This window comes from Mycolicibacter kumamotonensis, assembly GCF_002086285.1.
GTDB lineage: Bacteria > Actinomycetota > Actinomycetes > Mycobacteriales > Mycobacteriaceae > Mycobacterium > Mycobacterium kumamotonense.
In genome coordinates this window covers 68438-81886 of sequence record NZ_MVHU01000008.1, presented here as the reverse complement: position 1 = coordinate 81886, position 13449 = coordinate 68438, and the positions used below count along the sequence as shown (strand labels likewise).

Sequence of the window (13449 nt, the reverse complement as noted above, 5' to 3'; positions counted from 1 at the left end):
CTGATGGCCATCACCACGAGCCGGACCACGCCGGCGGCGAACCCATACCTGGAAGACGTCATGGGGCCCGTGCCCACCGAGGTGACGGCCACCGACCTGCGGGTGACCGGGCAGATCCCGGACTACCTCGACGGCCGCTACCTGCGCAACGGGCCCAATCCGGTCGCCGAGGTCGACCCGGCCACCTACCACTGGTTCACCGGCGACCCGATGGTGCACGGCGTCGCGCTGTCCGACGGCCGCGCCCGCTGGTACCGCAACCGCTGGGTGCGCACCCCGGCGGTCTGCGCCGCGCTGGGCGAACCGCTACCGGCCCGAATCGACGTCCGGGCCGGGATGCAGTCCGTCGGACCCAACACCAACGTGCTCGGCCACGCCGGCAAGACGCTGGCGCTGGTGGAAGGCGGCGTGGCCAACTACGAACTCACCGAAGACCTCGACACGGTGGGAACCTGCGACTTCGACGGCACCCTGACGGGCGGCTACACCGCACACCCGCACCGCGACCCGGTCACCGGCGAGCTGCACGCCGTGTCGTACTCCTTCGCCAGGGGCAACACCGTGCAGTACTCGGTGATCGACAACGCCGGCCGAGCCCGCCGCACCGTCGACATCGAAGTCACCGGCTCGCCGATGATGCACGACTTCTCCCTGACCGAGAAGTACGTCGTGGTCTATGACCTACCGGTCACCTTCGACTCGGCGCAGGTGTTGCCGGTGAGCATGCCCCGCTGGCTCAAGGCGCCCGCGCGGATGGTGTTGAGCAGCCTGGTCGGCAGGGTTCGGATGCCCAGCCCGATCACCGCGATGGTCAATCGCGACAGCCGGCCGCCGGGCGGGCTGCCGTACTCGTGGAATGCGGACTATCCAGCGCGCATCGGAGTGATGCCGCGCGAGGGCGAAGCCCAGGGATGGGTCCGGGCGGGGGAAGCGCAGGTGCGGTGGTTCGACGTCGAACCGTGCTACGTCTTCCACCCGGTCAACGCCTACTCCGAGGTCACGCCGGCCGGACAGGAAATGCTGGTACTCGACGTGGTGCGCTACGCGAAGGTCTTCGACGCCGACCGGCGCGGGCCGGGCGACGCCCCGCCCAGGCTGGACCGCTGGACGATCAACCTGGACACCGGCGCGGTGAGCACCGAGGCCCGCGACGACCGGCCGCAGGAGTTCCCCCGGATCAACGAGACCCTGCTGGGCGGCAAACACCGCTTCGGCTACACCGTCGGGATCAACGGTGGCTTCATCGGCGGCACCCGGGCGGAGATGTCGACGGCGCTGTACAAGCACGACTACGCCACCGGGACGAGTACGACGGCCGGCCTCGACCCGCAACTGGTGCTGGGTGAGATGTCCTTCGTTCCGCGTCCCGGCGGCACCGACGAAGACGACGGAATCCTGATCGGCATGGGTCACCATCGCGGCGCGGACGAGGGCCAACTGCTGATCCTCGACGCCGCGACCTGTGAGACCGTGGCCACCGTCCACCTGCCGCAACGGGTGCCGATGGGCTTCCACGGAAACTGGACACCGGCTGAGTGAGGCGGACACGCGTTACGGGTCGCACCGGTGCGCTACAGTGGCCCAAGCCACAAAGGGGAGAGTGGCACGACCAAGAGTTGCGGAAGGACCTCACTAATGGGTGTCGCCATCGATGTACAGGGGCTGACGAAGTCCTTCGGTTCTGCCCGGATTTGGGAAGACGTCACGATGACGATTCCCGAGGGGGAGGTCAGCGTCCTGCTGGGCCCGTCGGGTACCGGCAAGTCGGTGTTCTTGAAGTCGCTGATCGGCCTGTTGCGTCCGGAGCGCGGCTCGATCGTCATCGACGGCACCGACATCCTGCAGTGTTCGGCCAAGGAGCTCTACGAGATCCGCACGCTGTTCGGGGTGCTGTTTCAGGACGGTGCCCTGTTCGGGTCGATGAACATCTACGACAACACCGCCTTCCCGCTGCGTGAGCACACCAAGAAGAGTGAGAAAGAGATCCGTGACATCGTCATGGAGAAGCTCGAACTGGTGGGTATGCCCAACGACGGCTATAAGTTCCCGGGTGAGATATCCGGTGGTATGCGCAAGCGTGCCGGGCTGGCCCGTGCGCTGGTGCTCGACCCGCAGATCATCTTGTGCGACGAGCCCGACTCGGGTCTGGACCCGGTTCGTACGGCGTATCTGAGCCAGCTGTTGATCGACATCAACGCCCAGATCGACGCCACCATCTTGATCGTCACGCACAACATCAACATCGCCCGCACCGTGCCGGACAACATGGGCATGTTGTTCCGTAAGCAGCTGGTGATGTTCGGTCCGCGTGAGGTGCTGCTGACGTCCGAGGAGCCGGTGGTGCGGCAGTTCCTCAACGGCCGGCGTATCGGCCCAATCGGTATGTCCGAGGAGAAGGACCAGGCGACCGCCGCGGCTGAGGAGGCCATGATGGCGGCCGGCCAAAGCGATGGCGGTGTCGAGGAGGTCTTCGGGGTTCCGCCGCAGCTCAGCGCGACTCCCGGTATGCCCGAGCGCAAGGCGGTGGCGCGGCGTAAGGCGCGGGTGCGCGAGATCCTGCACACCCTGCCGCCCAACGCCCAGGCCGCCATCCGCGACGAACTCGAAGGCACCCACAAGTACGCGGTGCACGAGTTCCCCGAAGCCGACGAAGCTCCCACCGCGTCGCTCCAGACCCCGCCGGGCTGACTCCTGACTGCCGCCCCGCACCGTGTCAGCTCTTGACGGACGGACGTAAACGGTCCAATCTGGTCACCAGTATTTGTGCGGGGGCTCGGCGGAGGCCAGCCAGCACCGATAGGGCCCCGGGATGCTGCAGTTGAGGATTGCGTGAGCCTGCGCTATTGTTGGACGTTGCGCTGGCTTCCTCCTGCCCACCCTTACCCGCACCCGACCCCGCAGTACCAGCCTGAGTCGCGTTCGTCGGCTCGTTCAAGGCTTGTGACGTCGTGGTTCGGCTGTGCGTGAGACCGGACTAGAGCGTCCGCCAGCCGAACCAACGGTCGATATTCGCAGCGAACGGGGTCTGGTGTCAGCCGGGACCCGCTGGCCGCATTAGGTGCTGGAAGGATGCATCTTGGCAGTCTCCCGCCAGAGCAAGAAGAACGCTTCAGGTACTACCACCCAAAATTCCCCCAACAGTTCCGTGCCCGGGGCTCCCAACCGGATCTCCTTCGCCAAGCTGCGCGAGCCGCTTGAGGTTCCGGGTCTGCTCGATATTCAGACCGACTCGTTCCAGTGGCTGATCGGCGCGCCGGAGTGGCGTGAGAAGGTCACCAAGCTGACCGGCGCGACCCCCAAGGGCGGCCTCGAAGACGTGCTCGAGGAGCTGTCGCCGATCGAGGACTTCTCCGGCTCGATGTCGCTGTCGTTCTCCGACCCGCGCTTTGACGAGGTCAAGGCGCCGGTAGAGGAGTGCCGCGACAAGGACATGACCTACGCCGCGCCGCTGTTCGTCACCGCGGAGTTCATCAACAACAACACCGGTGAGATCAAGAGCCAGACGGTGTTCATGGGTGACTTCCCGATGATGACCGAGAAGGGCACCTTCATCATCAACGGCACCGAGCGTGTCGTCGTCTCCCAGCTGGTGCGCTCGCCGGGCGTGTACTTCGACGCCAGCATCGACAAGTCCACCGAGAAGACGCTGCACTCGGTCAAGGTGATCCCGGGCCGCGGCGCCTGGCTGGAGTTCGACGTCGACAAGCGCGACCTGGTCGGCGTCCGTATCGACCGCAAGCGCCGCCAGCCGGTCACCGTGCTGCTCAAGGCGCTGGGCTGGACCAGCGAGGCCATCCGGGAGCGCTTCGGCTTCTCCGAGATCATGATGTCGACGCTGGAGAAGGACAACGCCGCCAACTCCGACGAGGCGCTGCTGGACATCTACCGCAAGCTGCGTCCGGGCGAGCCCCCCACCAAGGAGTCCGCGCAGACCCTGCTGGAGAACTTGTTCTTCAAGGAGAAGCGCTACGACCTGGCCCGGGTGGGTCGCTACAAGATCAACAAGAAGCTGGGCCTGCCGGCCGCGCCCGCCGACGTGGAGTCGTCGCCGACCACGCTGACCGAAGAGGACATCGTGGCCACCATCGAGTACCTGGTGCGGCTGCACCAGGCCGCTCAGGACGGCCAGCCCGGCACCATGACGGTGCCCGGCGGCGTCGAGGTGCCCGTCGAGGTCGACGACATCGACCACTTCGGCAACCGGCGGCTGCGCACCGTGGGCGAGCTGATCCAGAACCAGATCCGGGTCGGGCTGTCCCGGATGGAGCGCGTGGTCCGCGAGCGGATGACCACCCAGGACGTCGAGGCCATCACGCCGCAGACCCTGATCAACATCCGCCCGGTGGTCGCCGCGATCAAGGAGTTCTTCGGCACCAGCCAGCTCTCCCAGTTCATGGACCAGAACAACCCGCTGTCGGGTCTGACCCACAAGCGCCGCCTGTCGGCGCTGGGGCCGGGCGGTCTGTCGCGTGAGCGGGCCGGGCTGGAAGTTCGTGACGTGCACCCGTCCCACTACGGCCGGATGTGTCCGATCGAGACCCCGGAAGGCCCCAACATCGGTCTGATCGGGTCGCTGGCGACCTATGCGCGGGTCAACCCGTTCGGCTTCATCGAGACGCCCTACCGCAAGGTGGCCGGCGGTGTGGTCACCGATGAGATCCACTACCTGACCGCCGACGAGGAGGACCGCCACGTCGTGGCGCAGGCCAACTCGCCGCTGGAGGGGGACGGCCGCTTCGCCGAGGAGCGGGTTCTGGTGCGCCGCAAGGGCGGCGAGGTCGAGTACGTGTCGTCGGACGAGGTCGACTACATGGACGTCTCGCCGCGCCAGATGGTGTCGGTGGCCACGGCCATGATCCCGTTCCTCGAGCACGACGACGCCAACCGGGCCCTGATGGGCGCCAACATGCAGCGCCAGGCGGTTCCGCTGGTGCGTAGCGAGGCGCCGCTGGTGGGCACCGGCATGGAGCTGCGGGCCGCGATCGACGCCGGCGACGTGATCGTCGCCGACAAGACCGGCGTCATCGAGGAGGTCTCCGCCGACTACATCACGGTGATGGCCGACGACGGCACCCGGCAGACCTACCGGATGCGCAAGTTCAACCGATCCAACCACGGCACCTGCGCCAACCAGCGTCCGATCGTCGACGCCGGCCAGCGTGTCGAGGCCGGCCAGGTGATCGCGGACGGCCCGTGCACCGACAACGGCGAGATGGCCCTGGGCAAGAACCTGCTCGTGGCGATCATGCCGTGGGAAGGCCACAACTACGAGGACGCCATCATCCTGAGCCAGCGGCTCGTGGAGGAGGACGTGCTGACCTCGATCCACATCGAGGAGCACGAGATCGACGCTCGCGACACCAAGCTGGGCGCCGAGGAGATCACCAGGGACATCCCGAACGTCTCCGATGAGGTGCTGGCTGACCTCGACGAGCGCGGCATCGTCCGCATCGGCGCCGAGGTCCGCGACGGCGACATCCTGGTCGGCAAGGTCACGCCCAAGGGTGAGACCGAGCTGACCCCCGAGGAGCGGCTGCTGCGTGCCATCTTCGGTGAGAAGGCCCGCGAAGTCCGCGACACCTCGCTGAAGGTGCCGCACGGTGAGTCGGGCAAGGTCATCGGCATCCGGGTGTTCTCCCGCGAGGACGACGACGAGCTGCCCGCCGGGGTCAACGAGCTGGTGCGCGTCTATGTCGCGCAGAAGCGCAAGATCTCCGACGGTGACAAGCTGGCCGGCCGCCACGGCAACAAGGGCGTCATCGGCAAGATCCTGCCGGTCGAGGACATGCCGTTCCTGCCGGACGGCACGCCGGTCGACATCATCTTGAACACCCACGGTGTGCCGCGACGGATGAACATCGGTCAGATCCTGGAGACTCACCTGGGCTGGATCGCCAAGACCGGTTGGAACATCGATGTGGCGGCCGGCGTGCCGGACTGGGCGGATCAGCTTCCCGAGAAGCTGTACTCCGCTGGTCCCGACACGCGCACCGCGACCCCGGTGTTCGACGGCGCTCAGGAGGCCGAGCTGCAGGGCCTGCTGTCATCGACGCTGCCCAACCGCGACGGCGAGGTCATGGTCAACGGCGACGGCAAGGCGATGCTGTTCGACGGCCGCTCCGGTGAGCCGTTCCCGTACCCGGTGACCGTCGGCTACATGTACATCATGAAGCTGCACCACCTGGTGGACGACAAGATCCACGCGCGCTCCACCGGTCCGTACTCGATGATCACCCAGCAGCCGCTGGGCGGTAAGGCGCAGTTCGGTGGCCAGCGGTTCGGTGAGATGGAGTGCTGGGCCATGCAGGCCTACGGTGCGGCGTACACGCTGCAGGAGCTGTTGACCATCAAGTCCGACGACACCGTCGGCCGGGTCAAGGTCTACGAGGCGATCGTCAAGGGCGAGAACATCCCCGAACCCGGTATTCCGGAGTCGTTCAAGGTGTTGCTCAAAGAGCTGCAGTCGCTGTGCCTCAACGTCGAGGTGCTGGCGAAGGACGGTGCGGCGATCGAATTGCGCGAAGGCGAGGACGAGGACCTGGAGCGGGCAGCCGCCAATCTGGGAATCAACTTGTCCCGCAACGAATCCGCCTCGGTGGAAGACCTCGCTTAATTACCAGCTACTAAACCCGCAAGGGGAAAGGGAGTTACGTGCTCGACGTCAACTTCTTCGATGAGCTCCGCATCGGCCTGGCGACCGCGGAGGACATCCGGCAATGGTCCTACGGTGAGGTCAAGAAGCCGGAAACGATCAACTACCGCACGCTCAAGCCCGAGAAGGACGGCCTGTTCTGCGAGAAGATCTTCGGACCGACTCGCGACTGGGAGTGCTACTGCGGCAAGTACAAGCGCGTGCGCTTCAAGGGCATCATCTGTGAGCGCTGTGGCGTCGAGGTGACTCGCGCCAAGGTGCGTCGTGAGCGGATGGGCCACATCGAACTGGCCGCCCCGGTCACCCACATCTGGTACTTCAAGGGCGTGCCGTCCCGGTTGGGCTACCTGCTGGACCTGGCGCCCAAGGACCTCGAGAAGATCATCTACTTCGCGGCCTACGTGATCACCAGTGTCGACACCGAGATGCGCCACAACGAGCTGTCCACCCTGGAAGCCGAGATGGTCGTCGAGAAGAAGGCCGTCGAGGACCAGCGCGACGCCGACCTGGAGGCCCGCGCCCAGAAGCTCGAGGCCGACCTGGCCGAGCTGGAGGCCGAGGGTGCGAAAGCCGATGTGCGCCGCAAGGTTCGTGACGGCGGTGAGCGCGAGATGCGTCAGCTGCGCGACCGGGCCCAGCGTGAGCTGGATCGGCTGGACAACATCTGGGACACCTTCGTCAAGCTGGCTCCCAAGCAGCTGATCGTCGACGAGACCGTCTACCGCGAGCTGGTCGACCGCTACGGCGAGTACTTCACCGGTGCGATGGGCGCGGAGTCGATCCAGAAGCTGATCGAGAACTTCGACATCGACGCCGAGGCCGAGTCGCTGCGCGACACCATCAAGAACGGCAAGGGGCAGAAGAAGCTTCGCGCCCTCAAGCGGCTCAAGGTGGTCGCGGCGTTCCAGCAGTCGGGCAACTCCCCGATGGGCATGGTGCTCGACGCGGTGCCGGTGATCCCGCCGGAGCTTCGCCCGATGGTGCAGCTCGACGGTGGCCGGTTCGCCACGTCGGACCTCAACGACCTGTACCGCCGGGTCATCAACCGCAACAACCGGTTGAAGCGGCTGATCGACCTCGGCGCTCCCGAGATCATCGTCAACAACGAGAAGCGGATGTTGCAGGAGTCCGTCGACGCGCTGTTCGACAACGGCCGTCGTGGCCGGCCCGTCACCGGGCCGGGCAACCGACCGCTGAAGTCGCTGTCGGATCTGCTCAAGGGCAAGCAGGGCCGGTTCCGGCAGAACCTGCTCGGCAAGCGTGTCGACTACTCGGGCCGTTCGGTCATCGTGGTCGGCCCGCAGCTCAAGCTGCACCAGTGCGGTCTGCCCAAGCTGATGGCGCTGGAGCTGTTCAAGCCGTTCGTGATGAAGCGGCTGGTCGACCTCAACCACGCGCAGAACATCAAGAGCGCCAAGCGGATGGTGGAGCGGCAGCGCCCCCAGGTGTGGGACGTCCTCGAAGAGGTCATCGCCGAGCACCCGGTGCTGCTCAACCGTGCCCCCACGCTGCACCGCCTGGGTATCCAGGCCTTCGAGCCGCAGCTGGTGGAGGGCAAGGCCATTCAGCTGCACCCGTTGGTGTGTGAGGCCTTCAACGCCGACTTCGACGGCGACCAGATGGCGGTGCACCTGCCGTTGAGCGCCGAGGCGCAGGCCGAAGCCCGCATCCTGATGCTGTCGTCCAACAACATCCTGTCGCCGGCCTCGGGTCGTCCGCTGGCCATGCCGCGACTGGACATGGTGACCGGACTGTACTTCCTGACCACCGAGATCGAAGGTGACACAGGCGAATACACCCCGGCAGCCAAGGACCGTCCGGAGAGCGGCGTCTACTCCTCGCCCGCCGAGGCGATCATGGCCGTCGACCGCGGTGCACTCTCGGTGCGGGCCAAGATCAAGGTGCGCCTCGACCAGCTGCGTCCGCCGGCCGCGGTGGAGACCGAGTTGTTCGGCGAGAACGGCTGGCGTCCGGGCGACGCCTGGATGGCCGAGACCACGCTGGGCCGGGTGATGTTCAACGAGCTGCTGCCGACCGGGTATCCGTTCGTGAACAAGCAGATGCACAAGAAGGTTCAGGCCGTCATCATCAACGACCTGGCCGAGCGCTACCCGATGATCGTGGTCGCCCAGACCGTGGACAAGCTCAAGGACGCCGGCTTCTACTGGGCCACCCGTTCGGGGGTCACGGTCTCGATGGCCGACGTGCTGGTGCCGCCGCGCAAGAAGGAGATCCTCGACTCCTACGAAGAGCGCGCCGACAAGGTCGAAAAGCAGTTCCAGCGTGGCGCTCTCAACCACGACGAGCGCAACGAGGCGCTGGTGGAGATCTGGAAGGAAGCCACCGAGGAGGTGGGTCAGGCGCTGCGTGACCACTACCCGGCCGACAACCCGATCATCACCATCGTCGACTCCGGTGCCACGGGTAACTTCACCCAGACCCGGACGCTGGCCGGCATGAAGGGTCTGGTGACCAACCCCAAGGGTGAGTTCATCCCGCGGCCGATCAAGTCCTCCTTCCGTGAGGGCCTGACGGTGCTGGAGTACTTCATCAACACCCACGGGGCCCGAAAGGGCTTGGCGGACACCGCGTTGCGTACCGCCGACTCGGGTTACCTGACCCGTCGTCTGGTGGACGTGTCCCAGGACGTGATCGTGCGCGAGCACGACTGCGGCACCGAGCGCGGCATCATGGTGGAGCTGGCCGAGGTGGCCGCCGACGGATCGCTGATCCGTGACCCCTTCATCGAGACCTCGGCGTACGCCCGCACGTTGGCGGTCGACGCGGTCGATGAGAAGGGCAACGTCATCATCGAGCGCGGCCACGACCTCGGCGACCCGTCGATCGAGGCCCTGCTGGGCGCCGGCATCTCGCAGGTGAAGGTCCGCTCCGTGCTGACCTGTGCCACCGGGACCGGCGTCTGCGCGACCTGCTACGGCCGGTCGATGGCCACCGGCAAGCTGGTCGACATCGGCGAGGCCGTCGGCATCGTCGCGGCCCAGTCCATCGGTGAGCCCGGCACCCAGCTGACTATGCGCACCTTCCACCAGGGTGGTGTCGGTGAGGACATCACCGGCGGTCTGCCCCGTGTGCAGGAACTGTTCGAGGCCCGCATCCCGCGCGGCAAGGCGCCGATCGCCGACGTCGCCGGGCGGGTGCAGCTCGAAGAGGGCGAGAAGTTCTACAAGATCACCATCGTGCCCGATGACGGTGGAGAGGAAGTCGTCTACGACAAGCTGCCCAAGCGCCAGCGGCTGCGGGTGTTCAAGCACGAGGACGGCTCCGAGCGGTTGCTGGCCGACGGCGACCACGTCGAGGTCGGCCAACAGCTCATGGAGGGCTCGGCCGACCCGCACGAGGTGCTGCGCGTGCAGGGCCCCCGCGAGGTGCAGATCCACCTGGTCAAGGAGGTCCAGCAGGTCTACCGGGCCCAGGGTGTGTCGATCCACGACAAGCACATCGAGGTGATCGTCCGGCAGATGCTGCGCCGGGTGACCATCATCGACTCGGGCGCCACCGAGTTCCTGCCCGGTTCGCTGACCGAGCGGGCCGAGTTCGAGACCGAGAACCGTCGGGTGGTGGCCGAGGGCGGCGAGCCCGCGGCCGGGCGTCCGGTGCTGATGGGTATCACCAAGGCGTCGCTGGCCACGGACTCGTGGCTGTCGGCGGCGTCGTTCCAGGAGACCACCCGCGTGCTGACCGATGCAGCGATCAACTGCCGCAGCGACAAGCTGCAGGGTCTGAAGGAGAACGTGATCATCGGCAAGCTGATCCCGGCCGGCACCGGCATCAACCGGTACCGCAACATCGCGGTGCAGCCGACCGAGGAGGCCCGGGCCGCTGCGTACACGATCCCGTCCTACGAGGATCAGTACTACAGCCCGGACTTCGGCGCCGCCACCGGCGCCGCGGTGCCGCTGGACGACTACGGCTACAGCGACTACCGCTAGTTCGACGACGAGGAAAGCCCCGGGTGCGCCCGGGGCTTTTCTCGTTTCTACCGCTGTCGCGTCGCCTCTCGGGTTGCGGCGCCCGGACCCAGCAGGTTGCATCGTCTACATGGGGGACGAGGTCAATCGCACCGATTACAGTCGCACCCAGCGCCAGCTCTACCGGCGCAAGATCCAGCAGTGCCTGGACGTTTTCGAGACGATGCTGGCGCAGTCCAGCTTCGACTGCGACCAGCCGCTGACCGGTATGGAGATCGAGGCCAATCTGGTCGGCGGTGACTACCGGCCGGTGATGGCCAACGCCGACGTGCTCGCCGCGATCGACGATCCGGCCTACCAGCGCGAACTGGGCGCCTACAACATCGAATTCAACGTCCCGCCGCGACCGCTGCCGGGGCGGCTGGGCCTGGAGCTCGAAGCCGAGGTGCGCGCCAGCCTCAATGCCGCCGAGGCCAAGGCCCACGCCGACGGAGCGCGCATCGTGATGATCGGCATCCTGCCGACGCTGATGCCCGAGCACCTGACCGGTGACTGGATGAGCGATTCGGCCCGGTACGCGGCGCTCAACGACTCCATCTTCGCGGCGCGCGGCGAAGACCTCGCCATCGACATCGACGGCCCCGAGCCGCTGACCCTGCACGCGGCGACGATCGCGCCGGAATCGGCGTGCACCAGCATGCAGTTACACCTCCAGGTGTCGCCGGTGCAGTTCGCCGACCACTGGAACGCGGCCCAGGTGCTGGCCGGCCCGCAACTGGCGCTGGGCGCCAATTCGCCCTACCTCTTCGGTCACCGGCTGTGGGCCGAGACCCGGGTCGAGCTGTTCGCCCAATCCACCGACACCCGCCCCGACGAGCTGAAAAACCAGGGCGTACGACCGCGCGTGTGGTTCGGCGAACGGTGGATCACCTCGATCTTCGACCTGTTCGAGGAGAACGTGCGCTATTTCCCGTCGCTGCTGCCGGAGATCTCCGACGAGGATCCGCTCGCCGTACTGGCGCAGGGCCGCACACCGCAGCTGGCCGAACTGCGCCTGCACAACGGGACGGTGTACCGGTGGAACCGGCCGGTATACGACGTCGTCGACGGACGGCCCCACCTGCGGGTGGAGAACCGGGTGCTGCCGTCGGGCCCGACGGTCGCCGACATGCTGGCCAACGCGGTCTTCTACTACGGCCTGCTGCGCCGGATGGCCCGTGAGCGACGGCCGTTGTGGACCCAGATGAGTTTTGCCGCCGCCCACGACAACTTTCGCGCGGCCGCGCGCCACGGCATCGATGCCCGGCTGCACTGGCCGGGGCTGGGCGAGGTCAGCGTGCCGGAGCTCACCCGGCGCGAACTGCTTCCGATGTCCCGGCAGGGTCTCGACGACTGGGGTGTGGCGCCCGAGGTGTCCGACCGGTACCTCGGCATCATCGAGGGCCGGGTCGCCTCGGGCCGCAACGGGGCCTCCTGGCAGGTGGCGACGGTCGGAGCGTTGCAGGCGCAGGGGATGAGCCGTCCGGAAGCCCTGGCGGAGATGCTGCGGCGCTACTGCGCGCACATGCACACCAATGAGCCGGTGCACACCTGGGAACTCGCCGAACTGGCCTAACGGTCCGCCTCGCCCCCTCGCCGCTGCGCGGCTGGGGGTGCCCCCAAGCCGCCTCGTTCCTCGCCGGCATCGTCATCGAACTGGCCTAACGGTCCGCCTCGCCCCCTCGCCGCTGCGCGGCTGGGGGTGCCCCCAAGCCGCCTCGTTCCTCGCCGGCATCGTCATCGAACTGGCCTAACGGTCCGCCTCGCCCCCTCGCCGCTGCGCGGCTGGGGGTGCCCCCAAGCCGCCTCGTTCCTCGCCGGCATCGTCATCGAACTGGCCTAACGGTCCGCCTCGCCCCCTCGCCGCTGCGCGGCTGGGGGTGCCCCCAAGCCGCCTCGTTCCTCGCCGGCATCGTCACCGAACTGGCCTAACGGTCCGCCTCCTCAGCCGCCTCGTTCCTCGCCGGCATCGTCACCGAACTAAGCTGACCGCCGTGTTGATCGGTTCCCACGTGCGCCCGGCTGACCCGTTGGCCGCCGCGGAGGCGGACGGCGCCGATGTGGTGCAGATCTTCCTCGGCAACCCGCAGAGCTGGAAGCCGCCCAAACCGCGCGAGGACGCCGAGCGGCTGCGCCAGGCGGACCTGCCGATCTATGTTCACGCGCCCTATCTGATCAACGTGGCCTCGCCGAACAACCGGGTGCGCATACCCTCGCGCAACGTCCTGCAGCAGACCTGCGACGCCGCCGCCGACATCGGCGCTGCCGCGGTGATCGTGCACGGCGGACACGTCACCGCCGACGACGACGATGAGCAGGCCGGGTTCGTGCGCTGGCGCAAGGCGCTGGACCGGCTGGAGACCACCGTCCCGGTGTATCTGGAGAACACCGCTGGCGGTGAGCACGCGATGGCCCGGCGCTTCGACACCATCGCGAGGCTGTGGGACCACATCGGTGACACCGGGGTCGGGTTCTGCCTGGACACCTGCCACACCTGGGCGGCCGGCGAGGAGCTGGCCGACGCGGTGGAGCGGATCAAGGCCATCACCGGACGCATCGACCTGGTGCACTGCAATGATTCCAAGGATGCCGCGGGCTCCGGCCGGGACCGCCACGCCAACTTCGGCACCGGCCAGATCGATCCCGAGCTGTTGGTCGCCGTGGTCAAGGCCGCCGGCGCCCCGGTCATCTGCGAGACCGCCGACGAGGGCCGCAAGGCCGATATCGCCTTCCTGCGGGAAAACCTGAGCTGATTCCGGCGGCCCGGTTAAGACGTGCCGGCGCTGGTGTTTTCGGAAATCTCAGCGGCTCTGCGCTGTCGCCCGGTCC

6 protein-coding genes are annotated in these 13449 nt (G+C 67.1%); all 6 read left to right on the top strand.

Features of this window, described 5'->3' with window-relative positions; all coding sequences use genetic code 11:
- The first annotated feature begins 9 nt into the window (after positions 1-9).
- The gene (locus tag BST28_RS07815) at positions 10-1539 is read left to right on the top strand and encodes a carotenoid oxygenase family protein (protein WP_083080617.1); all 1530 of its coding nucleotides are present in this window, start codon (positions 10-12) and stop codon (positions 1537-1539) included.
- A 96-nt stretch (positions 1540-1635) separates the two neighbouring features.
- On the top strand, positions 1636-2688 hold the full coding sequence (locus BST28_RS07810; protein WP_065288153.1) for an ABC transporter ATP-binding protein: 1053 nt from the start codon (positions 1636-1638) through the stop codon (positions 2686-2688).
- 370 nt (positions 2689-3058) lie between these two features.
- Entirely contained in the window at positions 3059-6613 is a 3555-nt protein-coding gene (gene rpoB / locus BST28_RS07805) for a DNA-directed RNA polymerase subunit beta (RefSeq protein ID WP_029249161.1), read from the top strand.
- A 38-nt stretch (positions 6614-6651) separates the two neighbouring features.
- The gene (locus BST28_RS07800; protein WP_019736862.1) at positions 6652-10602 is read left to right on the top strand and encodes a DNA-directed RNA polymerase subunit beta'; all 3951 of its coding nucleotides are present in this window, start codon (positions 6652-6654) and stop codon (positions 10600-10602) included.
- Between the two features lie 109 nt (positions 10603-10711).
- Positions 10712-12196 (top strand): glutamate-cysteine ligase family protein, encoded by a 1485-nt coding sequence (locus tag BST28_RS07795; RefSeq protein ID WP_019736863.1) that lies wholly within the window; start codon positions 10712-10714, stop codon positions 12194-12196.
- Positions 12197-12614: 418 nt separating this feature from the next.
- On the top strand, positions 12615-13373 hold the full coding sequence (locus BST28_RS07790) for a deoxyribonuclease IV (RefSeq protein ID WP_029249163.1): 759 nt from the start codon (positions 12615-12617) through the stop codon (positions 13371-13373).
- Positions 13374-13449: the final 76 nt, after the last annotated feature.